At 35.9% G+C, this 24,788-nt stretch carries 25 protein-coding genes and 1 other RNA gene; 6 read left to right on the forward strand and 20 right to left on the reverse strand.

Annotated features, from left to right (window positions below; translation table 11 throughout):
* Positions 1 to 10 precede the first annotated feature (10 nt).
* The 3 genes from SUCMO_RS0107315 to SUCMO_RS0107325 all read right to left on the reverse strand — a co-directional run bounded on the left by SUCMO_RS0107315 (position 11) and on the right by SUCMO_RS0107325 (position 2,007).
* Complete coding sequence (locus tag SUCMO_RS0107315) at positions 11 to 757, reverse strand: ABC transporter permease (RefSeq protein ID WP_019879994.1); 747 nt, start codon at positions 755 to 757, stop codon at positions 11 to 13.
* A gap of 5 nt (positions 758 to 762) precedes the next feature.
* Complete coding sequence (locus SUCMO_RS0107320) at positions 763 to 1,599, reverse strand: ABC transporter ATP-binding protein (RefSeq protein ID WP_019879995.1); 837 nt, start codon at positions 1,597 to 1,599, stop codon at positions 763 to 765.
* Between the two features lie 120 nt (positions 1,600 to 1,719).
* Complete coding sequence (locus SUCMO_RS0107325) at positions 1,720 to 2,007, reverse strand: hypothetical protein (RefSeq protein ID WP_156819269.1); 288 nt, start codon at positions 2,005 to 2,007, stop codon at positions 1,720 to 1,722.
* A 169-nt stretch (positions 2,008 to 2,176) separates the two neighbouring features.
* On the opposite strand from SUCMO_RS0107325, the gene fba reads away from it, so the two are divergent.
* The 5 genes from fba to argH all read left to right on the forward strand — a co-directional run bounded on the left by fba (position 2,177) and on the right by argH (position 7,513).
* Positions 2,177 to 3,106, forward strand: a complete 930-nt coding sequence (gene fba / locus SUCMO_RS0107330; protein WP_019879999.1) for a class II fructose-1,6-bisphosphate aldolase — start codon at positions 2,177 to 2,179, stop codon at positions 3,104 to 3,106.
* Between the two features lie 75 nt (positions 3,107 to 3,181).
* Positions 3,182 to 3,757 carry a DJ-1/PfpI family protein gene (locus SUCMO_RS0107335; protein ID WP_019880000.1) on the forward strand — a complete coding sequence of 192 codons (576 nt, stop codon included), beginning with the start codon at positions 3,182 to 3,184 and terminating at the stop codon, positions 3,755 to 3,757.
* Between the two features lie 122 nt (positions 3,758 to 3,879).
* Positions 3,880 to 4,824: an ornithine carbamoyltransferase gene (gene argF / locus SUCMO_RS0107340; RefSeq protein WP_019880001.1), complete on the forward strand. Its 945-nt coding sequence runs from the start codon at positions 3,880 to 3,882 to the stop codon at positions 4,822 to 4,824.
* A gap of 56 nt (positions 4,825 to 4,880) precedes the next feature.
* Positions 4,881 to 6,095 (forward strand): argininosuccinate synthase, encoded by a 1,215-nt coding sequence (locus tag SUCMO_RS0107345; RefSeq protein WP_019880003.1) that lies wholly within the window; start codon positions 4,881 to 4,883, stop codon positions 6,093 to 6,095.
* Positions 6,096 to 6,097: 2 nt separating this feature from the next.
* A complete protein-coding gene (gene argH / locus SUCMO_RS0107350; protein ID WP_019880004.1) occupies positions 6,098 to 7,513 on the forward strand; it encodes an argininosuccinate lyase in 1,416 nt (471 codons plus the stop codon).
* A gap of 434 nt (positions 7,514 to 7,947) precedes the next feature.
* On the opposite strand, the gene SUCMO_RS0107360 is transcribed toward argH, so the two are convergent.
* The 16 genes from SUCMO_RS0107360 to recG all read right to left on the reverse strand — a co-directional run bounded on the left by SUCMO_RS0107360 (position 7,948) and on the right by recG (position 23,969).
* The gene (locus tag SUCMO_RS0107360; protein WP_019880006.1) at positions 7,948 to 8,640 is read right to left on the reverse strand and encodes a tRNA threonylcarbamoyladenosine dehydratase; all 693 of its coding nucleotides are present in this window, start codon (positions 8,638 to 8,640) and stop codon (positions 7,948 to 7,950) included.
* Positions 8,641 to 8,667: 27 nt separating this feature from the next.
* Positions 8,668 to 8,848: non-coding RNA, 6S RNA (gene ssrS / locus SUCMO_RS11215), on the reverse strand.
* A gap of 51 nt (positions 8,849 to 8,899) precedes the next feature.
* Positions 8,900 to 11,317: an ATP-binding protein gene (locus SUCMO_RS0107365; RefSeq protein ID WP_019880007.1), complete on the reverse strand. Its 2,418-nt coding sequence runs from the start codon at positions 11,315 to 11,317 to the stop codon at positions 8,900 to 8,902.
* 146 nt (positions 11,318 to 11,463) lie between these two features.
* Positions 11,464 to 11,958: a hypothetical protein gene (locus SUCMO_RS0107370; protein ID WP_019880008.1), complete on the reverse strand. Its 495-nt coding sequence runs from the start codon at positions 11,956 to 11,958 to the stop codon at positions 11,464 to 11,466.
* A 180-nt stretch (positions 11,959 to 12,138) separates the two neighbouring features.
* Positions 12,139 to 12,792, reverse strand: coding sequence for a YdcF family protein (locus SUCMO_RS0107375; protein ID WP_169336621.1), 654 nt, complete (start codon positions 12,790 to 12,792; stop codon positions 12,139 to 12,141).
* Positions 12,793 to 12,896: 104 nt separating this feature from the next.
* Positions 12,897 to 13,826 carry a cysteine synthase A gene (gene cysK / locus SUCMO_RS0107380; RefSeq protein WP_019880010.1) on the reverse strand — a complete coding sequence of 310 codons (930 nt, stop codon included), beginning with the start codon at positions 13,824 to 13,826 and terminating at the stop codon, positions 12,897 to 12,899.
* Between the two features lie 100 nt (positions 13,827 to 13,926).
* Positions 13,927 to 14,370 carry an Hsp20 family protein gene (locus SUCMO_RS0107385; protein ID WP_019880011.1) on the reverse strand — a complete coding sequence of 148 codons (444 nt, stop codon included), beginning with the start codon at positions 14,368 to 14,370 and terminating at the stop codon, positions 13,927 to 13,929.
* A 382-nt stretch (positions 14,371 to 14,752) separates the two neighbouring features.
* Positions 14,753 to 17,362, reverse strand: coding sequence for an alanine--tRNA ligase (alaS, locus tag SUCMO_RS0107390; protein ID WP_019880012.1), 2,610 nt, complete (start codon positions 17,360 to 17,362; stop codon positions 14,753 to 14,755).
* Positions 17,363 to 17,580: 218 nt separating this feature from the next.
* Positions 17,581 to 17,892, reverse strand: coding sequence for a metalloregulator ArsR/SmtB family transcription factor (locus SUCMO_RS10565; protein ID WP_019880013.1), 312 nt, complete (start codon positions 17,890 to 17,892; stop codon positions 17,581 to 17,583).
* A complete protein-coding gene (gene folK / locus SUCMO_RS0107400) occupies positions 17,885 to 18,361 on the reverse strand; it encodes a 2-amino-4-hydroxy-6-hydroxymethyldihydropteridine diphosphokinase (RefSeq protein ID WP_019880015.1) in 477 nt (158 codons plus the stop codon). Before folK ends, SUCMO_RS10565 begins: the two co-directional genes overlap by 8 nt.
* On the reverse strand, positions 18,354 to 19,553 hold the full coding sequence (gene folP, locus SUCMO_RS10570; protein WP_245539352.1) for a dihydropteroate synthase: 1,200 nt from the start codon (positions 19,551 to 19,553) through the stop codon (positions 18,354 to 18,356). Before folP ends, folK begins: the two co-directional genes overlap by 8 nt.
* 7 nt (positions 19,554 to 19,560) lie before the next feature.
* Complete coding sequence (gene folE2, locus SUCMO_RS0107410) at positions 19,561 to 20,325, reverse strand: GTP cyclohydrolase FolE2 (protein ID WP_019880017.1); 765 nt, start codon at positions 20,323 to 20,325, stop codon at positions 19,561 to 19,563.
* Positions 20,326 to 20,688 (reverse strand): 6-carboxytetrahydropterin synthase QueD, encoded by a 363-nt coding sequence (gene queD / locus SUCMO_RS0107415; RefSeq protein WP_019880018.1) that lies wholly within the window; start codon positions 20,686 to 20,688, stop codon positions 20,326 to 20,328. It lies immediately after the preceding gene.
* 18 nt (positions 20,689 to 20,706) lie between these two features.
* Complete coding sequence (locus tag SUCMO_RS0107420) at positions 20,707 to 21,198, reverse strand: hypothetical protein (RefSeq protein WP_019880019.1); 492 nt, start codon at positions 21,196 to 21,198, stop codon at positions 20,707 to 20,709.
* Between the two features lie 5 nt (positions 21,199 to 21,203).
* Positions 21,204 to 21,899 carry a TVP38/TMEM64 family protein gene (locus SUCMO_RS0107425; protein WP_019880020.1) on the reverse strand — a complete coding sequence of 232 codons (696 nt, stop codon included), beginning with the start codon at positions 21,897 to 21,899 and terminating at the stop codon, positions 21,204 to 21,206.
* 15 nt (positions 21,900 to 21,914) lie between these two features.
* Positions 21,915 to 23,969 (reverse strand): ATP-dependent DNA helicase RecG, encoded by a 2,055-nt coding sequence (gene recG / locus SUCMO_RS0107430; RefSeq protein ID WP_019880021.1) that lies wholly within the window; start codon positions 23,967 to 23,969, stop codon positions 21,915 to 21,917.
* 124 nt (positions 23,970 to 24,093) lie between these two features.
* Here recG and rpmB point away from each other — a divergent pair, with 124 nt between their 5' ends.
* Positions 24,094 to 24,285 carry a 50S ribosomal protein L28 gene (rpmB, locus tag SUCMO_RS0107435; RefSeq protein ID WP_019880023.1) on the forward strand — a complete coding sequence of 64 codons (192 nt, stop codon included), beginning with the start codon at positions 24,094 to 24,096 and terminating at the stop codon, positions 24,283 to 24,285.
* 77 nt (positions 24,286 to 24,362) lie between these two features.
* Here the strand turns inward: rpmB and SUCMO_RS0107440 are convergent, their stop codons facing one another.
* A complete protein-coding gene (locus SUCMO_RS0107440; protein WP_019880024.1) occupies positions 24,363 to 24,761 on the reverse strand; it encodes a zinc-ribbon domain-containing protein in 399 nt (132 codons plus the stop codon).
* Positions 24,762 to 24,788: the final 27 nt, after the last annotated feature.

Consider the following 24,788-nt stretch of genomic DNA (forward strand, 5'->3'; position numbering starts at 1 on the left):
TTCCTCCACTTTATTCGTTGGTCGCTTTGTTGACCAATTTATTCGCCATTACTATAAATACCACAAAATAACCTATCATTAAGGCAATTTGTGCTAAATCAACCACTCCCCCTTGACTTAAGGCCCGCAAACTCACACTGGCTGGGGTCAAGGGTAAGAGATTTACAAAGTATTTTAAAACTACTGGCAGACTATCTGCCTTAAAAAAAGTTCCGCATAAAAAAGACATCGGCACTAAAACATAGGTACTAAAATTGGCCATATCCTCATGAGAACTCATGGACATCGCCGCGGTTACCGCTAAAGCTGAAAACACCAAGCAATTTAAGCTCAACACCAATACAAATCCCAGCCCAATTTGCAACTGAGCTCCAAAAGTATAGCCTAAGGCAATAATTATTAGTGAAGATAACAGGCCGCGTAAACTTCCCGCTAGAACTTTACCTAATACAAAGGCCCAAGAAGATATTGGGGCCGTTAAATATTCTTCAAAAGTTTTATGATATAGCTTCGCCATATTTAGCGGTGTCCCCACCGAGTTAAAACTAATATTCATAGAATTCAGGGCAATAATCCCAGGAATAATAAAATTAAGATAGCTGCCACCATCAAAACTAATACTTTTGCCTAAGCCTAGACCAAAGGCAAAAATATATAAAATTGGCGTTACCATGCGTGATAAAATAAATTTTGCCATCCGGCGGTTTAGCACAATCCATTCCCGCCAAAAAACAGTATATATATCTTGAAAAAACATCTTCTCTACAGCACCTTTCTTCCCGTAAGCTCGACAAATACATCTTCTAAATTACAATCGCGAATTAAAGTCATGCCTTGTTTGCTGGCCGCAAATTCCGCCGCACTTTCTCGTTTACTAAAAAATTTAGTTTGCAATACTTCATCTTCTAGATATTCGACTACATATTGTCCTAATTTGGCTTTAAGCGCCTGTGGCGTGTCAGTTACCAGCAATTGCCCTTTTTCCATAATCGCCACTCGGTCACATAGCGCATCAGCTTCTTCAATATAGTGAGTAGTTAATAAAACCGTCATGCCTTGATTTTTCATTTTACGAATAATTCCCCATAAATTCCGCCGCACTTGCGGATCTAAGCCCACGGTCGGTTCATCTAAAAACAATACCTGGGGCTGATGTAACAGTGCTCGTGCAATCATTAGGCGGCGTTTCATCCCACCTGAGAATTTTCCGACCATATCAAACCGTCTTTCATACAGTTCTACAAATTGTAACAACTCTTTAATTCGATAACAATATTCCGATTCTGGCAGATGATGCAACTTGGCATGTAATACTAAATTTTCCGCACAAGTAAGATCTGTATCTAAATTAAAATGCTGTGGTACAATCCCAATTACTTTTTTTATAGCCAAGGGTTGGCTTTGTAAATCATGGCCCGCAACCTGGATTTGGCCACTACTTGCTTTAGCTAACATCGTCAAAATTCTAATTAACGTAGTTTTGCCAGCGCCATTAGGTCCTAATAGGCCAAAAGCTTCTCCTTTGACAACTTGGAGACTTAAATTATTTACTGCCGTCATCTCGCCAAAATTTTTAACGAGTTTTTCTATTTTTATCATTTTTCCTCCATAACAACATCTGCATAAAAATTCACAAGATAAAAAGTAGGGACGGTCACAAACCATCCCTACTAAATAAATTTTGCGTTTCTAGGTTCGAGTTATCATCCTCACGCGTTGCTACTCTTTTTTGCTTTTTAAAATTTTAGCAAAAATCAAAAACATAGTATACAGACTGGTTATACTACTGCCGAGCATAAAATAAAATGGAATTGGATGAGCAACCATAATTTCACTTGTAGCTATTAACAACATCAGGGTAGTAATAATATAAGCAAAAAATTTATTTGAATAATCTTTCGTTGTCGCTTTAGGTAACAAAACCAAAGACATAATAAACCCAATAAAGGCAATGCCTGCGTTTGTATGTAGTAACATCAATCTCCCAACCTCTTTTTCTTTAATCATAAGATAATAACATATTATACCAATTTTTCACAACTGACACAACCTAAATTGCTAAAATCATCCAAATTATATACTGCTTTTATATCAGTTATATAGTATATTCTATTTTGTCTTTTTACGTTAAATATGCTATAATTAATGCGAATTTAAATAGGTAGGAGGATATTTTATGCCTTTAGTTACATCAAAAGAAATGTTTCAAAAAGCGTATGAAGGTGGTTATGCAGTAGGTGCCTTTAACGTAAATAACATGGAAATTATCCAAGGAATTGTTGAGGCTGCCAAAATTGAACAGTCGCCTCTAATTTTACAAGTATCTGCGGGCGCACGTAAATACGCTAAACACATCTACTTGATGAAATTAGTTGAAGCAGCTGTAGAAGATTCAGGGTTGCCAATTTGCTTGCATCTTGACCATGGTGAAGATTTTGAGATTTGCAAATCTTGTATTGATGGTGGCTTTACTTCTGTAATGATTGATGGTTCTAAACATTCCTTTGAAGAAAATATTGCCTTAACTCGTAGAGTTGTAGAATATGCTCATGCACGCGGCGTAGTTGTAGAAGCCGAACTCGGTAAACTTGCTGGCGTGGAAGATGCCGTTAAAGTAGATGCAAAAGACGCCACTTATACTGACCCAGATCAAGCTGTAGAGTTTGTAGAACGTACTGGAGTAGATTCTTTGGCTATCGCCATTGGCACTAGTCATGGGGCTTATAAGTTTAAAGGCAAGCCAGAGCTAGATTTTGCACGCCTAGAAAAAATTTCACAATTACTGCCAAATTTCCCCTTAGTTTTGCACGGCGCGTCTACTGTATTACCAGAGTTTGTTGCCGCTTGTAATCGTGCTGGTGGCAAAATCGATGGTGCTCAAGGAGTTCCAGAAGACATGCTTCTTCAGGCTGGTAAATTAGGTGTTTGTAAAATTAACATTGATACTGACCTGCGTTTAGCAATGACTGCTTCTGTACGTGAACATTTAATGAACAATCCTGGTGATTTTGATCCTAGACAATATTTAAAACCTGCACGAGAAGCTATTCAAAATATGGTTGCTCATAAAATGCGCAATGTTTTAAATTCCTCTAATCGTTTATAATTATCGCTTGATTTTTTCTTAATTTGGTTGTCTAATTAATTAGACAACCTTTTTTTATAATTTGGAGGTGCTTATATGCTAAATGTTGGTATCTTAGTCTTTCCATTTATTGAAGAATTAGATTTTATCGGTCCTTTTGAGGTTTTAAATTATGTAAATAAAATTAAACCGCATAGCGTTCGCGTTCAATTAATTGCCAAATCTTTCGAACCGGTTCAAGCCTTTAATGGTCTACGCTTTTTACCAGATAGCAAACTCGAAGATGTGCATGCTCTAGATATCTTAGTAATCCCTGGTGGTAAAGGCCGACTTACAGCAATGCATGATTCTAGTTATTTAACCTTTTTAACGCGGATTTTCCCAACCTGCACACATGTCGCATCTGTTTGTACAGGAGCATTTTTACTGGCTGAAGCAGGTTTTTTAGCCAATAAGATTGTAACAACGCACCACGCAGCTTTGAATGAATTGCGACAATATCCTCACGTTCAAGTAGTTGGAAATACTAAAGTTATCGCCGATGGCAAGATAATTACTTCAGCTGGGGTTAGTTCAGGGATTGATCTAGGGCTTTTTCTGTTAGAAACTTACTTTGATCGGGCTTGTGCCGAGCTAGTTGCCAATTCTATCGAATACTCAATACAGTATTAGTAACTTTGTATAAAAAATTCTTTTGAAAATCAGGTAAAATCCTCTTGAAATTTTATGCGAACTTGTTGTATAATAAAACAAGTTTAAAATCTAGTTATTATTTTTAGGAAGTGATTTGCCTTATGCAACTATCAAACAAAGATTTATTAAGTATCCATAATTTAACAACTTCTGAGGTTTGTAAAATTTTAACCCTCAGCACCAAGCTAAAAGCACTACAAAAAGCAGGTACAGCTCATAAACTTCTTGCAGGCAAAACACTAGGTATGATTTTCAATAAAGCCTCTACCCGTACCAGAGTATCTTTTGAAGTCGGCATGTACCAACTAGGTGGGCACGCACTTTATTTAAATGACAGTGCAACCCAAATTGGTCGTGGTGAACCAATCGAAGATACTGCTCGCGTACTCTCACGCTATGTCGATGGAATTATGATAAGAACCTTTTCCCATGACAGCGTTGAACAATTAGCTAAATTTTCTAGTGTTCCTGTTATCAATGGTTTAACAGACTTGCTTCATCCCTGCCAAGCTCTTACCGACTTATTTACTATTCAAGAATACAAGGATAGTTTTCAAGGACGTAAGCTAACTTATGTAGGTGATGGTAATAATATGGCTAACTCACTAATGTTTGCCGCAGCAAAAGTCGGCATGGATATTACTATCGCTTGCCCTGCTGCTTACCAACCTAATGCTGAAATTCTAGAGTTAGCTCAAAATGACGCACTTTGTACTGGCGCAAAAATTGAAATAACTAACGACCCACTCAAAGCTTGCGAACAAGCTGATGTTTTGTATACAGATGTTTGGGCTAGTATGGGTAATGAAAGTGAAACTAATATTCGTGCTACAGCCCTTAAGGATTACCAAATCAATGCACAAAGTTTTGCCGTTGCTAAACCAGATGCAATTTTGTTACATTGTCTGCCAGCCCATCGTGGTGAAGAACTCACCGCTGAAGTTTTCGAACTCCACGCCCAAGAGATTTTTGATCAAGCTGAAAATCGTCTACATGTACAAAAAGCAATTATGGCCCTTCTGATGTCACCAGAAAATCTGCTATAATTATGCTAAGTATCTAATTCATAAATTTATTTTAAAAAAATTTGGGGGTTATTATTTTGAAGAAAAATGTAAAAAAAGTAGTTTTAGCTTATTCCGGTGGTTTAGATACCTCTGTTATCATCCCTTGGTTAAAAGAAAACTATGACAACTGTGAAGTCATTGCCATGTGTGCTGACTTAGGTCAAGGCGATGAATTAGAACCAGTTTATGAAAAAGCACTTAAATCTGGTGCTAGCAAATGCTATATTGAGGATTTAAAACAAGAATTTGCTGAGGATTTTGTTTGGCCAGTACTCAAAGCTGGTGCTGTTTATGAGAAAAAATATCTTTTAGGTACTTCTTTTGCACGTCCACTAATTGCTAAAAAATTAGTAGAAATTGCTGCTAAAGAAGGGGCTGATGCGATAGCTCATGGCGCTACTGGTAAAGGGAATGACCAAGTTCGTTTTGAACTAACTGTAAAAGCCCTAGCTCCTGAATTAACAATTATTTCGCCTTGGAGAGAGTGGGATATTCGTTCTCGTGAAGATGCGATTGATTACGCTGAAAAACACAATATTCCTGTACCTGTAACTAAAAAACGCCCTTATAGCATGGATAGAAATATGTGGCATTTAAGTCATGAAGGTGCAGATTTAGAAGATCCATGGAATGAACCAAAAGAAGATTTATATATGATTTTGACTGCTCCAGAAAAAGCACCTGATCAAGCTGAATATTTAGAAATCGGTTTTGAACAAGGTCTTCCTGTTACTTTAAATGGCGAAAAATTGGACGCTGTAAGCATGATTGAAAAGTTAAATGTTATTGGCGCTAAACATGGTGTAGGAATCTCTGATATGGTTGAAAACCGTTTAGTAGGGATGAAATCACGTGGGGTTTATGAAACTCCAGCCGGTACTATTTTATACTATGCGCATAATGAACTTGAAGCTTTAACTTTAGATCGCGCTACTTTACATTATAAACAATTAGTTGGCATCAAATATGCGGAAATGGTTTATGATGGTATGTGGTATGCACCACTGCGTGAAGCTCTTGCTGCTTTTGTGGACGAAACACAAAAAACCGTTACTGGTACTGTCCGCGTTAAATTATATAAAGGTGGCATCTACAGTGCGGGAGCAAAATCACCATTTTCTTTATACCATGAAGGCTTCGTAACTTTTGGTCGTGATGAAGTTTACAATCAAGCAGACGCTGAAGGCTTTATCAACCTGTTCGGTTTACCACTAAAAGTTCGTGCGCTCATGAAAAAGGAGAACAACTAAGCGTGAATAAAAAACTTTGGGGTGGGCGTTTTAATAAACAAACAAACCAACTAGTAGAGGCATTTAATGCCTCTATTAGCTTTGATTGTCGTTTGTACAATGAAGATATCCGCGGCAGTAAAGCCCACGCTGCGATGTTAGCCAACTGCGGAATTATTAGTTCAGCTGAAGCTGAAGCCATAACTACTGGTTTAGATGAAATTCTTAGTGATATCAATAATGATAATTTTACTTTCGAGCAGTCTCTAGAAGATATTCATATGAATATTGAACATCGCTTGACAGAACGTATTGGTGACGCCGGTGCAAAACTTCATACTGCGCGGAGTCGTAATGATCAAGTTGCTTTAGATATGCACATGTATGTCAAAAAAGAAGTTGCCGAAACAGCTAAGTTATTGCTCAATCTGCAACAAGTGCTCATTAATTTAGCTAGTCAGCACCAAAAAACCATTATGCCTGGCTACACACATTTGCAACGCGCTCAGCCTATAACTATGGCTCATCATCTACTTGCCTATTATAATATGTTCGCGCGTGATTTCCGTCGTCTAAAAGGCGTATATGAAGGTGCAGATATTATGCCTCTAGGTGCAGGCGCAATTGCTGGAACTACTTTGCCAATTGATCGACATTTTGTCGCAGAACAGCTATCTTTTTCGCAAATTTATGCTAACAGCATGGATGCTGTTAGCGATCGTGATTATGTAATCGAGTACTTGGCTTTCGCTAGCACTTGTATGATGCATCTTAGTCGTTTAAGTGAGGAAATTATTCTTTGGTCAAGTACTGAATTTGGCTTTATCGAATTAGATGATGCTTTTTCAACTGGCTCAAGCATGATGCCGCAAAAGAAAAATCCTGATATCGCCGAGCTAGTTCGTGGCAAAACTGGGCGGGTCTATGGACATTTACAAGCAATGCTCACAACCTTAAAAGGCTTGCCACTTACTTATAACAAAGATATGCAAGAAGATAAAGAGGGGCTATTTGATACTATCGATACTTTAAAATTCAGCTTACAAGTTTATGCCGATATGCTGGACACAATGACTGTTAATGTTGATAAACTGTATCAATGTGTTTCTAAAGATTTCTCAAATGCCACAGATTTAGCTGATTATTTAGTAAAAAAAGGCTTGCCGTTCCGCAAAGCTCACGAGGTTGTGGGCAAGTGTGTGCGTTATGCAATTGAACAACAGCGTTATTTAACTGAAATTAGCTTAAGTGAATACCAACAATTTTCCGAGCTATTTACTGAAGATTTATTAGAGGCAATCAAAATCGAAACCTGTGTTGCAGCGCGAAACTCTTATGGCGGGCCTGCCTATGAGCAAACAGCTTTCCAATTAACTCGTGCTCAAGAAGATCTAAATCAAGAGCAGTTAGTTGTAGAATATTTTGAGCAAAACGCTTAACTCGTAACTATAGATTTCTAGCAAATATTATATTGAAATATGAGTAAACAAATTTAAACTGGATTAAGAAGGTAAAAGTTCTTAATCCAGTTTTGTATTTCCAGATATATTAAGGTTAGACTCTATAATTGGGGGCGCTATAATATATGTTATAGCGTGTGGAAAACTTCTGCATAGCACAGCATTTTTTTAGAAAAAATGCGCATTATCTTGAAAATTCTTTATGATAACAAGGAGGATTTTCAAATCATGCTCAATATAGATAATTTACTAGGACTGGAAGATGTCATTATAACAAAAGTCCAAAGAAATTTAAATGAAACTTTAGTTTTCGTAGAATTGCCTAGAAATACCTTTATTATTATAAAAAACAGACAGTATGAACTTCACGATTTAAACCTTTAAACCGGAATATTTTCATAATGCCTGTTCACTTATATTGTAGTGCCTATAATTTGGCGAACTACTAACGAACCTAATAATAAACCTGCTGTAGCTGGTACAAAAGCCATGCTCGCAATAGTATTATCCTTTCGTTCTGGATTTATTACTTTTTTTTCAGTGGAAAAAACTACGGTGAGACCTTTTTCTAAGCCTTGCTTTTTCAAATTAACCCGCAATTTTTTAGCTAAAGCACAGGTATGTGTCTTACTGATATCCGCAGCTTTAATCTGCATTGGGTCTAATTTGTTTCCCATCCCCATCGAAGAGTAAACTTTTATCCCTCTTTGCTGAGCCGCTAAAATTAAATCTTGCTTAGATGGCAAGCTATCAATTGCATCTACTATGCAATCTACAGGTTGCGGAATAAATTTTTCAAAATCGCCTGGATAATAAAATTTAGTGATAATTTCAATTTGGCATTGTGGGTTTATATCTAACAAACGTTGCCGCATAACTTCCGTTTTGGCATGACCTAAAGTCGAGTTTAGAGCCGGTAATTGTCGATTAATATTACTTGCCACAACTACATCTGCATCTATTAAAATCAACTTCCCCACACCACTACGTGCTAAACTTTCAGCTACATAGGAGCCTACTCCACCTAAGCCGAATATTGCTACTTGGGCTGCTTTAAGTTTTTCTATATTGGCACTGCCTACTAACAAACTAGTGCGTGTATACATCTTGTCACCTCTTTTAAAAAGAAAAAGAACAATCCCGCCAAGCCGTCTCGCGTTAACGTTTTGAACCTGCTAATGCAGGTGGGTGTCCTCCCAAATAAATCATGGTTTCCAACTTAATGGCTTACTATCCCTATTTGGAGCTCTGGGACTCCCCTATTCGAAGTGTTGGCTCAAAACATCAACTTAATAACTAACTCGGCAGGAATTGCTTTGTGTCTTTATCATAACAAAAAAGAGAATCATTTTCAAGTAATTTTTTTTACTTGTCCAATTCACGAAGTTTTTCACTATTTTTCCGTAAATTCTCTGATACTAATTTATGCACTGTCCCCTCTGGATAACAACCATTTTCCTCTAATTTACCTGCGGGTAAATCTGTGAGAATTTCAATTCCCTGATCAATTTTCCAAACTGGGTAAATATGAAATTTTCCGTCGGCAATCGCAGCGACAATTTCATCTGCCAAAATCAACTCATCTACATTTTGCCCTGGAATCATAACCCCATGACTTCCATCTAAGCCTCGCTGCTTACAAAGTTCAAAAAATCCTGTGATTTTCTCGCTCACGCCACCAATCGGCTGAATTTCACCTTTTTGATTAACCGAACCTGTAACAGCGATATGTTGTTTTAATGGAATTTTGCCAATTGCACTTAATAAAGCATACAGTTCTGCACTAGAGGCACTATCTCCATCAATGCCGCTGTATAACTGTTCAAAGGTTAAACTTGCTGATAGTGTCAAGGGAATATCTTGAGCATATTTTTCGCCTAAATAGCTACTTAAAATTAGTACCCCTTTAGAATGGGAGGTACCACTCATTTTTATCTCGCGTTCGATATTGATGACTCCATCCGTACCTAAATAAGTATTAGCTGTTATTTTACTAACATTACCAAAAATATAATCAACAGTGCTCAATACTGCCAACCCATTTATTTGTCCAATAGCTTTACCAGTTGTATCTAGCAAAATTTTTCCTTGTTGCACCATTTCTTGCAAATAAAGCTCATAACGATTTACACGGTTATTCATCTCACTTTTAGCTTTAACTACACATTCTTCATCAACTAGCGTTTTGCCAAGCACTTTACGCCAAACATCTGCTTGATAAGCTACTTCCAATACTTCGTTAAAATATGTAGTCAGCTTCTTTTGACTACCTGCGATATAGCAACTATGTTGTAAAATTTTAGCCACAGCGTCTTTAGTAAAAGCCGCCAATTTTTTTTCTTTTGCTTTGTAGGCAATAAAATTCGCCAATTTAAATGCATTTTCTTTATTATTTTCCATATCATCTTCAAAATCAGCATAAATTTTAAATAATTTGCCAAAATCAGCGTCTCGTGTTTTTAGCATATTATAAATATAATTATTGCCAATTAATAGAACTTTTATATTTATCGGAATCCGTTCCGGCTTTAATGTAATAATATTTACACCGGTAAATTGGTCACTAAGATTTTCTACTTCAATATAGCCTGATTTTAAAGCTCTTTTCAAGCCTTCCCAGGCCAATGGGTTTTTAAATAAATCATAGGCATTTAAAATCAAATAACCTCCATTAGCTCTTTGAATTGCCCCTGGTTTAATTAGATTATGATTAGTACTCAAAACGCCAATAGCATTTTTATATTCAATTTTACCCGTTAAGCGCTGATATGTTGGATTGGTTTCATATATAACAGGAGCACCTTTGCTATTAGAATTATCTACCAAGACATTGACCGTGAAATAATTGCGAAATCTAATTTTAAAATTGCGTTTTTCTGCCATTAAAGTTTGATTTAGTTGTTCATCCTCTGTATCAGGTGGTTCGGTTTTAAAATAATGCAAATTTTTTAAAATCGCTTGAGTTATATCATCTAAATATTTATCAATTACATTATTATCTTTGTATTTTTCCCGCAAAGCCAAAAAATATTCATTAATAAACTGCATAACAAACTTTTCTTCGACTTTCTTCATATTCCCAACAAACAGCTCTTCTAAATTTTGACTGCGCCGCACCATTTCATCTGCTGCTTCTTGAACAATAAAAATTTTTTCGTTAACCTTCTCGCGTATTTCTTTGGGAAGTTTTTGCAAATCATCGCCAATAATTACATTGCCTTCATACAGTGGCGTCATATTTATCCTAGCTTCTTTACTAGCCCACTGCACCATCACTTCGTGCATTTCTGCAAAGGCACTAAACTCATCCCATAGGGCCTCTTGTTTTGTTTGCAATTCTTTAAACAAGGCCATTTTCGTTTTATCATAATCATCACTTTTAAACATATCTTTCAACTTATTACTTACCTGTTCAAAAAGATGCTTAATATCTTTGGCAAAAACTTCTCCTTCACCGGGCTTAAAACTTAAAGCCATCGGTTTGCTAGTCTTTTTAAAATTGTGTACATAGCACCAGTCTTGAGCTGGCAATTCTGTGGCCGCAATTTTGTGTGCAGCTCGACAAGCATAGCTTGTTTTTCCAGTACCTACGGCACCCGCTAAAAAAATATTATATTCCGGATTCTTACATAATAGTCCAAAGTCTATCGCTTGGATGGCTCGATCTTGACCAATCATTCTATCTTCTGGTTTAAGCTCACTAGTATCAGCGAAATCAAAGATTTCAGCACTGTAGTAGTTTGTTAGTTCTTGAGCTGTTATTTTATTATACTCTTTAATCATAGATAAGCTTCAACTCCTTATGCAAATTTATCTTCTATATCTCTAATTCGACAATTTAAAGAAAAATCCTACATTTTTTCAAAAAAAAGAAAAATGTTTAAAAACTCTGCTTGTTTTTAAACACTTTCTTAGGTAAATTGTTATAATTACAGCTTTATTTCACTTTTATAATCTTTACGTTCATCACCCAAAGGTTCATCTTTTTTGGGGTTATCAAGCAATAGAGTGATGTTTTTTTTGGCTTTACTTTGTTCTTGTTCAAAAACTTTTTTCAAAAAATCTAAATCATTGGGTTTACCAGCTTTCAACCAGGCATGTGCTACTTTTCCTAAAGCATAAGTCACACTCACCGCAATTGGAATTTGTACTGGCGCAAAAGGAATTAAAGTGGCTAAAGTTTGTCCTACAAAAGCCGCTCCCAATGAAGACAAAAATCCCACGACCATACTCTCCGATAAAGTTTCTCCATGTGCTTTGCCAATACGCATTATCATATACACTTCATTGGCGATTAAGGCCATCGTGCCTAAAAGTGGCGCTACCACGATAACACCTGCTCGTGCAGCAGCCCATTTACAAATACTTTCAACCTCTTGTTCTATTTCTCGCTCTAGCTTTTCATCAATAATATCTATACCCATGTTCTGCCTCCTCGCTTATTTAAATATTAGATTTTTACTTTATAAATGCTAGACATTTATAAAGTTATATTTGGGAATTTTAATATTCTGACCTTATACTACTTTACAGCAATCCCCGCTAATTTAATTTTATCAAAGCTTTTACAATTATCAGAATTATTACTAGTTTAATTACCTAGATTATTTAGCTAAATAAAAGCCTACATATTCCCAAAGACAAATAGTTATATCTTGCATAGCCCCCGCAGTCGGGATAAATTTATCGATTTTAAATTCACTATTCACTTGATTAGTTCGATAGTCCCCCGCAAAAGGCACTACAGTGATTTGTCGATTTTGGAAATTAGACATAGCTCGCGGCATATGATAAGCCGAGGTAACTAAAATCGGTTTAAAAAAACCCTGTTCCTGAAGAATTTTTTTTACTTGCTCTGCATTTTGTCGAGTGTTTAAACTTTGGTTATCTTGAAAAATTATTTCCGGTCGAACTCCTACTTGTACTAAAATCCGCTTAGCTATTTCCGCTTCACAGCCAGTGTCAACAAATACCTTACCACCAGTTACAATAATGGGCAATGCCGTTTGTTGATGCAATTGCAGAGCTGTTAACAAGCGGTTTGCAGCACCTGAACTAAGATGCCCTTTGCCCAACAAATTAGGCGTATCCGCCGTAGCCCCACCACCTAATAAGACAATTACATCTGCATCACTAGGTAATTGGTTTTGATAGCGATATTCCAGACTATACATTAGTTTTTCTGCTACATAACCATTAGCACTACAATATAACAGAAAAGTTATTAATAATAAAAAAGATGCTATTCTATTTTGCATGCGCCGATATAAATACACCGCTAGTATAAATAGTATGATAATAAAAATACTCGGTGGGAGACACAGCAACATTAAATTTTTTAACACATACAACATTGTTATCTCTAAACTTCAAATAGCGGTGTTGACAGATAGCGTTCTCCGCTATCAGGTAAAATCACTACTATGGTTTTGCCTTCATATTCTGGTCGCGATGCTAATTCTGTTGCCGCCCACAAGGCTGCACCTGATGATATGCCAATCAAAATACCTTCATATCTGGCCATTTGCCTAGCTGCAGTAAAAGCTTGTTCAGTCTGCACAGTTACGATCTCATCATAGATATTGACATCTAAGGTTTGGGGTACAAAACCTGCACCAATTCCTTGTAATTTATGAGCCCCGGCAACTCCAGTTGATAGAACTGCAGAATCTGCCGGTTCTACAGCTACGATTTTTACAGCAGGGTTTTGTTGTTTTAAGTATGCTCCCGTACCACTAATTGTCCCACCGGTACCGACTCCAGCGACCAAAACATCCACAGCACCTTGAGTATCTGTCCAAATTTCTGGGCCAGTACTGTTTAAATGCGCCTGTGGATTGGCATTATTTGTGAACTGTCCTGGAATAAAAGACCCTGGAATTGTTGCTGCCAATTCCTCGGCTTTAGCGATTGCACCTTGCATCCCTTTACTACCGTCTGTTAACACCAGTTCGGCCCCATAAGCCTTAAGCAAATTACGTCGCTCTAAGCTCATCGTTTCTGGCATCGTCAAAATAATTTTATAACCGCGGGCCGCAGCCACACAAGCTAAGCCAATTCCAGTATTACCACTGGTTGGCTCAATGATTATGCTATTTGGTTTTAACAGTCCTGCTGCTTCAGCGGCATCTAACATAGCTTTAGCTACTCGATCTTTAATACTACCAGCTGGATTTTTATATTCAAGTTTTACTAAAATTTTTCCTAAAAGTTGGTTAGCTCTGTTGTAATTCAGTGGTTCTAACAAAGGCGTCTTACCTATTAATTGTGTCACACTTGTATATATTTGCATTAATAAACCTCCCTGCTTAGACTTGTTTCCATTATACTGCAAAAAAATATATAGCACAACACGCCACAAGCGGTTGTGCTATATTAGTTTACAATATAAGTTATTCGACTGTTATTTTTTTTGTAGTTGTTACTTTCTCAACTTTAGGCACTTTCACCTCTAAAATCCCGTTTTCTAACTTCGCTGTAATTTCACTATCTTGAGCGTCTGCCAAATAAATACTCCGACTCATAGCTGATGTCCGTCGTTCCTTATGGATATAATTTTTCCCTTCTTCTTCTTTATTTTCTTCTTTTTTCACAGCTATTGTTAAACGACCTTTTTCCATTTCAACTTCAACATCTTCTTTATTTACTCCAGGAATTTCTGCCTGCACTACATATTCTTTTTCAGCGTCACATACATCTACTTTAAAAGAATCCCGCAAAAAATTTCTTGAGAACAAACCTTCATCACTAAAAAAATCCTCCAACATATTATTTAGTGGCGACCGATTAGCAAAAAGTTCATTCTTTCTCCTGTTAAAAGGAATTAAACCTCTCATACTATACCAACTCCTTAAATAATATATTATTTTCTCGGTTAGCACTCTATTGTCTCGAGTGCTAACTTTAATTATTTTATATCATATATTTTTAAATTTGTCAACTATTTTAAAGGTTTCTAATTAAACTCTTAATTTTTTTAGTCATTATGCTCGACTTGCTTATACTCTTGAGAAAATATCTCAGTAAGTGGTGTTTTTTATGGTTAAAATCCATGTAATGAACTTATTTAAAGGCCTTGAGGGAGTTCCAGTAATTGTACCTTTAATAAAAAAACTATGCTCGCTCAATAATATCTATCGAGCAAGCATAGTTTACGATACTTTATTTTATAAATTTCTACTGTTTTTAACTACTAAAATCAGCCTAACACCTTTAAGTTTACTTAATTTGTTGCTCAATTACAGTAGCTGCTAATTGTAAGGCTTCTGGCAATTTACTAACATCCTTACCGCCAGCTTGGGCCATATCTGGGCGACCACCGCCACCGCCACCCGTTACTTTGGCAATTTCTTTAATAATATTTCCAGCATGAATCCCTTTAGCTACCACATCTTTCGTAGCCATAGCCAATAAGCTGATTTTGCCTTCTTCTTGTACACTAGCTAAAACTATTACGCCCGCGATTTTATCTCGCAATTTATCACCTAAAGCGCGTAAATTTTCTACATCCATAGCTGGTATTTGTGCAATTAAAGCTGCCACTCCTTTAATTGTTTGAACTTGTTGTTCGATATCAGCCGTTTGATTTTCAGCTAAAGCACTATTTAACTTGTTAATCTCCGCATGCAATTCTTTAGCTTCCGCTTGCAAGGCTTCTACTCTAGCTACCACATCTTGAGCACGACATTTAGCTATCTGGGCTACCTGTTGTACTAGTTGCTCTTGTTCATATAAATAAGCTAAAACTCCAGCTCCAGTTACTGCCTCAATTCTTCTAATACCTGCCCCAGTACTGCTTTCAGTTAAAATTTTAAATAGACCAATTTGGGCGGTATTATCTACATGTGTACCACCACAAAGTTCAATACTATAACCAGCTACAGTAACTACCCGCACTACTTCGCCATATTTTTCACCAAACAACGCGGTAGCGCCCATGGCTTTCGCTTGCTCTTTATCTGTTAAAACTTTAGTTACCACTAAACCTTTGAGAATTTGCTCATTAACAATATTTTCTACTTGTTGCAATTCTTGTTTAGTAACTTGTGAAAAATGGGAGAAATCAAAACGCAAACGATCTTCGCCCACATAGCTACCAGCTTGGTTTACGTGTTCACCTAATACAGTTTTTAACGCTTTATGTAACAAATGTGTCGCTGTATGATTTCGAGCAATACTTAGTTTACGTACTTCATTTAACTTAATTTCTACTGCCTCACCAACTTGAGCTAAGCCATCTGTCAAGCTACCTACATGTACTACACTGCCATCGGCAAGTTTTATCGTATTGCTGATCACGATATTACCGGATGGGCATTTCAATTCGCCAATATCACCGACTTGTCCGCCCCCTTCAGCATAAAATGGTGTAGTATCTAAAATCAAGCGCACATCTTGACCATCATAGGCTTTAGCAACTTGCTTGCCTTGTTCATCAAAGATTGCCACAATTTTTGCTACTTTAGCTTGCTCATCTTGTTTTAGACTAGCAGTGTCAATTCCATTTAAATCTACTAGTGCAGCATTCCCATTTTTATCAGCACGAGCCGCTCTTGCTCTTTCGCGTTGCTCTTGCATTGCCGCATCAAACCCTTGTTTATCCATACTTAGGTTATGTTCTTCTAATATTTCACTGGTCAGTTCCCAAGGGAAACCAAACGTATCATATAGCTTAAATGCCGTTTGTCCGGCTAGAACTACTTGTTGTTGTGCTGTTAAATTTTTAATTTCCTCGTTTAGTAACTCTGTACCTTGCTCTAAAGTCGTATTAAAACGTTCTTCTTCTAATTGAATTACTTTTTGGATGTAATCGCGTTTTTCTTTTAACTCTGGATAAACAGTAGCAAATATTTCAATTACTTTATCTACTGCTCCCGCTAAAAACATTTCTTTTATCCCAATTAATTTTCCATGACGTACCGCGCGCCGTAAAATTCGTCTTAAAACATAGCCGCGCCCTTCATTAGATGGTAATACACCATCCCCAATCATAATTGTCATACTGCGCGCATGGTCAGCAATAACTTTTAGGGAAATATCAGATTTTGTCGCTTGTCCATATTTTACTGTAGCTAAAGCTTGGGCGTAGTCAATAATCGGAAAAATTAAGTCCGTTTCAAAGTTAGAAGGTTTGTTTTGAATTACTGAGGCTAAACGCTCTAAGCCTGCCCCTGTATCAATATTCTTTTTAGCTAGTGGTGTGTAACTACCATCTTCTTCTTTGTTAAATTGCGTAAATACTAAGTTCCAAATTTCTAAATAGCGATCACAGTCACAACCAACTTTACAGTCAGCAGAACAACCGCGTTCTGCACCTAAATCTACATGTATTTCTGAGCAAGGTCCACAAGGGCCCGTGCCTATTTCCCAAAAATTCTCTTCTAAACGCACAATACGCTCTGGCGCCAACCCAATTTCTTCGTGCCAAATTTTAAAAGCCTCATCATCTTCTGTATGAATTGTCACCCACAATTTTTCCGCAGGAATTTTCAATACGTCGACGACAAATTCCCAGCCCCAGGCAATAGCTTCTTTTTTAAAGTAATCCCCAAAAGAAAAATTACCTAACATTTCAAAAAAAGTGTGATGACGCGCTGTCCGTCCAACATTTTCAATATCACCTGTGCGCACACATTTTTGACAAGTAGTTATTCTAGTGCTAGGTGGTTTCATTTTCCCAGTAAAAAAAGGTTTAAACGGTGCCATGCCTGCACCAATTAACAATAGCGTGGGATCATTTTCGGGAATTAAAGGGGCACTTTGCAAAATCAAATGTTGTTTGCTTTCGAAAAACTTTAAATACTTCTCTCTTATCTCATTGCCTGTCATATTTCAAGACACTCCTCACACACACTTTTATCTATTTATTGTAGTAAAACATATGAAAATTATACAAAAATAAGCTATTTCTGTCAATTAATCGCCTTTATTTACCCGCTTAATTTAGCGAACTAGAAAGGCAACAAAACTTTATAAGTGTTCCTCTCTCTTATACTTAAATTTAAAATTAAGAGTTATACGCACTTTTTATAGTTTGTTGCCTAAATTTATTTTAATGCATTATTGGATTGAGGATAAACATGCTCATTTTCTCGTAATTGTGCATTTTCGGCCGCAAAGGCTTGCACTTTTGCAAAAGTTTCGGGATTTAAAGAATAATATATCCATTTACCTTCCCGTTTGTCATTTACCAAACCTGCTTGCCGCAAAATTTTCAGATGATGTGATATCGCTGGTTGCGAATGAGAAAAAGCATCTAAAATATCACATACACACAATTCTTTAGTTTTTAGCAAGCCTAAAATATCTAAACGTGTTTTATCCCCTAAAGCTTTAAAAACTGTTGCTAGTTCACTCATCATCTTTCACACCTTTTAATTGTTGATATAATTCTTTAATTGTTTTTTGTAAAACTGGATGAACTTTCTCTGGGGCTAACTCTAACAGTGGCCCCAAGACAAATTCACGATTTTGTAAGTCAGCGTGAGGAATTGTTAATTGAGGTAAATTGCAGACGATATCGTCATAAAAAATAATATCTAAATCAATACACCGCTCGCCCCAGCGTATTGTAGACACTCTACCTAATTGCTTTTCAATGCCTTTTAGTAGTGTCAATAATTGTAACGGCTCTAACTGGGTTTCCACCAATAATACTGCATTTAAAAAATCAGCCTGCTGCTCATATCCGTAAGCTTTGGTTTTTATGGTAGTAGAACTTGCTAAAATTTTTAGTCCATACTTCTGTAATTGCTCTTTAGCTAAAGCAAAATACTGTTCTGTATCTCCTATATTTCCACCTAAAGCTATATATACCTGTTTATACATTTTTTATCGCCTCTAGCATCTGGATTAGTTGTTTATTTTCTAAAACATCATGAACGCGAATAATATTAGTACCTGCTTGTACTGCTTGCGCAGTTATCGCCAAAGTACCTGCTAAACGATCCTTTGCTTCAGGCAAATTAAGAACTTTCCCCACTACACTTTTGCGTGAAGCACCTAATAAAGTCGGATAACCCAAGCCTTGAAATTGACTTAAACATTTTAACAGTTGCAAATTATCCACAGTTGTTTTCCCAAAACCAATGCCAATATCTAAAATTATCTTATCTGGCGCTAGTCCTTGAGTTTGTAATAACTCTGCCCGAGCACTTAAGTGCGTAGCTACTTCACTTACAATATCGCTGTATGGCTTTAGTTCATTTTGCATACTACCAATCTGACCGCGCATATGCATCAGCACAATTGGCACTTGATGTTTTACTGTTATTTCAAACATTTTTTCATCGGCACCAGCTGTAACATCATTGATAATATCTGCTCCAGCCCCAATTGCCGCTTCTGCGGTCTGACTTTTATAGGTGTCAATAGATATTAAAACTTGATTGCCAAATTTTTCTTTTAAGGCATATATCGCTGGCACTACCCGCTCTATTTCTTCTTGTGCACTTACATAGTCAGCATTAGGTCGCGTAGATTCACCACCAATATCCAAAAAATCTGCCCCAGCCGCCAACATGGTCTCAGCTTTATTCAAAACATCTTGGACACTTTCTTGGCGCGATTTTGCAAAAAAAGAGTCTGGCGTAACATTTATAATACCCATCACTTTGGTATTATTATATTCAAGTAGTTGTCCATTAGCTAATCGAGTTTGTACTGGCTGATTTTGTAAATATTTTTGCACAGCTAAAATAACTCTATTAATCCCAAAATAACCATGCATCATTTTCAATTTAGGAATCACCTTTAAATAGTGTTTCCGTGTACCGAGCAGTAGAATATCAGTGTAATCTTGCTTGCAGGTAATACAATTGCGGTTAACTACACAGTCGCCACCTAAAGCTAACATTTCTTGCTTAATAATATTGGCAGCAGGTGTACGCACCTGAAAAATTTTCAAAGGTTGAATATAGCTTTTATTTACTAACATAAGATTAGAATCCATATGTACACCAATCTTATGTATTTCCTCTACTACTTGCTCTTTTTCTATAGGTAAATACAACATCTTCATTCTCACTTTATTTACTATTTTTTTCTATACAGGCAAATGCGTTGTGGTTATGAATACTCTCAATACTCTCCACACTAACTCTATACCAATCCAAATCATTTAGTTGTTCTAGAGCCAAGCCAATTTCTCGCACCGCATCTTCAACAAACATCGGGTTTTCGTATGCTTGTTCAGTTACATATTGTTCATCAACTCTTTTTAACAAGGAGTAAATAGGTGTACTTGCACCTAAATCAGCAATTTCTACCAACTTTTCAATGGAGTAGATTTTATCACTGCTTACCTCAATACTTACAATTGCTCGCTGATTATGTGCTCCATATTTGCTAATTTCTTTCGAACAAGGACATAATGTGTTTACTGGTACTTTAACAAAAGTATTAACCTTTAAATTTTTACCTAAATTGGCAATATAGGCACATTCAATATCAACCAACGCTTGTTTTTTGCTTTTCGGAGCGGTTTTATTAATAAACCCAGTAAACTGAACTTTTAAATAAGATTTTTTACTTTTTAAGCGGGTTTTTAAATCACTTAAGATTTTTTCTAATGATTTTTGCTCTAAAATTTTAATATCTTTTAAAGTTTCAATAAAGCGGCTCATATGTGTCCCGCGAATTTCTTTATCTAAATCTACTGCCATATCAAACTTTGCCACAGTGGGCTGTAAATCGCCTTGAATTTTCACACTCAAGGGCCAGACTAATTTATTAATCCCAACCTTTTTTATTGGCAGTTTAACTTTAGCCAATTCGTTTTGGACATCCTTCATTTACAGAGCCTCCCCCTTGTAAACAACCCCACTGGTTTTTGTTTCCCAAACTTCAATTTCATATAATTGACAATTATCTTTTCTAACTAAATCGACCAATTTTTGCCATACCCAAACAGCAATATTTTCGGCCGACGGTTGCGGTAATATATTGTTTAGTAGCGCATGATCGAGCTTACTTAGCACTTGCTCTTTGACAAATTGCTTCAAAACAATAAAATCCATAATCATCCCTTCTGCATCTGGTTTGCCTTGCAACTTTACTACCAACTTATAAGTATGTCCATGCAGATTCTCACACTTACCATGATATTCTGGTAAATAATGTGCCGCATCAAATTCAAATTCTTTTATTAAAATCATCTCTTATCACCTTTGTTCTTAATTATTATAAAATGGCGCATAACCTAGTATTCCCCATAACTTGTTATTATATACCTTGGCAAACATGGAGATTTTCATGCTTTGTAAATTTTTCACTTCTGCTAAAGAGCTTAAGAATAATTTGCTCAAGGGATGGGGTACATTGGCACTTGCTTGTTGATAAAATTCTTGCAAACTTTCATTAGCCTTATCTAGCATTAACAATCCTAATAATTGCTGGGGTTGATATTCCAAATCCGGCATTATTTTATCTAACTCCGCTTGCCAAGTTTCTTGTGTAAAAATAATTTCTTCGATGTTAAGCTCTGGATATTCTGGAAAACTATCTTCTTGCTTAGCCGCTTGTTCTAATAAAACTACCACATTTTTTTGGCTAGCTAAAATCAAGGACATATAACTGTGGGTAACTTGAGCTTCATTAGCAAATTTTTGAATTATATTTAAAACTTCATTTTCTAGTTTTTGCGCAATTTCTAGGCATTTTTTCATTTTTTTCACCCACTATTTTTATTTTTTCTTTGTTTTTTATACCAAATAAATAAATAAATTGCTATAACAATAATTATAATAAAAGTTAACCTATTTAAATTATCTTGATAATTTACTACATCATGCCCTACTACAACCTCTAAAGCTGTCGAGGGAAACTTGCCAATAAAAGTTGCTAAAATGTAATCTCGCGTACTAATGCCACTAACTGCTCCAAGTGCGGTTAAAATTCCCGAAGGAAAATAAGGCATAGTTCTAGCGGCAACCATAAACTGAAAACCATTTTTGCTACTTAAAGTATCTAAATCATGCAAGCGTTTACTTTTGCTTATTATTAATAATGCTGTATCACGCAACAAAAAACGCATAACAAAAAAACTAATAATAACGCCCACGGACTCAGCCGTCCAAGAAATTAAAATCCCTAGAGGCAAACCAAACAAAATGCCATTAGCCGTTGAAATAAAAATAGATGGCAAAAAACCTAAACTATTTACAATTACATCCACGATAAAACTAATTAAAATCGCCCAAACACCAAAAGAGCGAAAAAAATCAATTATTTTATCTACATCACCTTGGGTCGATAAGTAAAATAATTTTTGGTAAAAGTCAGGCATAGCCGTATGAATACCTACTAATACACAAATTAGTGCCGCTATTAAGGCTAAATTTATTTTACTTTCTGTTTTTATTCTCATTTATTCACCATCTTTTTAGTTTAAGCGCTGAAAAAATTCTTGGGTCACAAAAGAATTCAACTTACTCTTTTGCAAAGCTTCGAATAACTCTAAATTATCTTTATTGTTCTGCAGATAAGAGCTTATTCTTAAAATTAACTCGCTATCTCTTATGATATCAGCCATCAGGAAATCTGACAAGCCATGTTGCTGTTCGCCTAACATTTCCCCCGCGCCTCGCAATCGCAAATCTTCTTCCGCCAATTTAAAACCATCTGTATATTTTACCATGAGTTCTAATCTTTCCCAGCTATCTTGCTTACTACTTTCACTTAATAAAACACAGTAAGACTGTTCACTGCCCCGGCCTACTCGGCCCCGCAATTGATGCAGTTGTGCTAACCCAAAAAATTCAGCATTCTCGATAATCATTAAACTGGCATTGGGAACATTTATTCCGACTTCAATAACAGTTGTACTAATTAATATTTGAATTTCGCCAGTAATAAACCCTAGCATTACCTTATCTTTCTCTTTACTTGCAAGCTTGCCATGTAAAATCGCGCAATTATATTTAGAAAAATATTTCTCTTTCAAAAACTTATGTGTCTTTAAAACAGAACTTATTTCTTCTTCCTCGTCTTCACCTTCAATTAACGGACAGACTACATATACTTGTCGCCCTAAAGCAAGTTGCCTGCAAGCACCTTGATAAATTTTATCACGCATTTCTAAGGTATATAGCAGAGTCTTTACGGGCTTTCTCCCCTCAGGCATACTTTCTATCCTAGAAACTTCAAGGTTGCCGTATAGCGCCAATGCTAAGGTTCTAGGAATAGGTGTGGCTGACATCACTAGTAGATGTGGTGTGGAAATCTGATTTTTGGCCAACAAACATTGTCTCTGCAATACTCCAAATCGATGTTGTTCATCAATTATTCCTAATGCAAGTTTAGCAAACTGTACTTGCTCATTTAAAATCGAATGTGTTCCCACTAAAATATTAATTTTGTTATTCCTTAATTCTTCTAAAATTCTAGTACGTTTAGACGCCAAAACCGAACTTGACAAAAATTCAATTTTCAAAGCAAATTCGGCCAGCAAAGTTTGAAAATAGTTATAGTGTTGTCGTGCTAAAATTTCCGTTGGTGCTATTATTACCGCTTGATAACCATTTTCTACCGCTGTTAAAATTGTTAAAATAGCTATTATTGTCTTGCCAGAGCCAACATCACCTTGAATTAGACGTTGCATACATTTTTTTGCTTGAAAATCATTTTTTATATCTTGCCAAACATTTTTTTGAGCCACTGTTAATTCAAAAGGAAGTTTCTTTAACAAGTTTTTAGCATATTCGTTTTTATTCAAAACCACACTACTTTTGTTTTCCTGTTGTTGCTTTTGTTCAAATAAACTATATTGTAAAAAAAACAGTTCTTCAAAAATTAAGCGATATTGAGCTGACTGAAGCAAATTTCGATTTTGTGGAAAGTGAATATTTTCTATTGCCTGTTCAAGTGATATAAGTCCAAAATCTTTACAAATTTTTATTGGCAAACTTTCGGAATAATTTTTTTTATAAACTTGCAATGCACTTTTTATGGCTTGCTGCAATTGTTTTTGAGTCAAACCTTTAACTAATTTATATTTAGTTAACACGCCAAAGAATTCTTCAACATTAAAATGCTTATTTATTATAGCATTTTTCAAAGTCAATTTACCGTGTTGCCACTCAGCTTTAGCAATTATTAAAATATTATCACCTGGTTTTAATATTTTAGCCTGATAAGTTTGACTAGCAAATAATAATATTTCAGCATAACCACTGCTATCTTTTACAATTATGTTAGTATATTTCAATCTTTGTCTAGATTGTCGATTTTGTATTCCTACCACATTTGTTAAAAACAAGGCCGTTTGATAATTCTCGGCCGTTTTTAATGGTACAATATTTTCCAAAAAAGTATAACTGCTCTGTTTCGGATAAAATTTAAGTAAATCACTTACTGTATTTATCGCTAATTTCTCAAGCAATTGTGCACGTTTAGCGCCAATTCCCTTTAGTTTAAGTACATTATCTTGTAAACCCATAATCTAACTTCACAACCTATTTAATTATTTTTATACTTTTCACTTGCCTTTTTAGTCCCGTCTATGTTAAAATAATGCTGTTATACGGTAAGGTTATGACCTTCACTAAAAGGAGGTGTGCTATATGGCAAATGTTTGTAAGCTTTGTGGAAAAGGTGAAACTAGTGGTTTTAATGTGAGTCACTCTCATAGAAAAACAAAACGCACTTGGAAACCAAATATCCAAAAAGTAAAAGCTCAAGTTAATGGTTCTGTAGAACGCATCAATGTTTGCACTCGCTGCTTACGTTCTGACAAAGTAACTCGTGCTGTCTAATTAAAAATAGCATTCCCATCCCCCTAAGCAATGGGGGTAATAATACAAACCAAATTAAATTTGGTTTGTTTTTTTATTTACTGTGGCGTGCCACATTCAGGACAAAATTTAACTTCTTTGGCAATATTAGCTTGACAATTCGGGCAAATCTTACCTTGTTCGTAAATTTCTAAAAGTTTTTCAAATTTACCAAAAAAAATCTCTACACTTTTCACATTGTTGTTAAATCCAAACAGTCGAGCTTTTTTACCCGCAACATCAATTATCACTTCTACTTGCTCCGCAATAGGTTTTATACCTATTGTATAATTATTTTCTTTCTGATCCTGACCTTTTATTACATAATTCTCGTAATCAAGTTGAGAAATTTTAATCTCTAATTCTGTAACTATTTGACAAACAAAATCCCAAGCTTTACTGTCAGCCACATGGTATTTTCTGGACTCAAAACAACTTCCTGCTCCTACAACTCTCATTATCTTCATCCCCTTTCAATTTTCAAT

Source organism: Succinispira mobilis DSM 6222 (assembly GCF_000384135.1).
Classification (GTDB): Bacteria; Bacillota; Negativicutes; order Acidaminococcales; family Succinispiraceae; genus Succinispira; species Succinispira mobilis.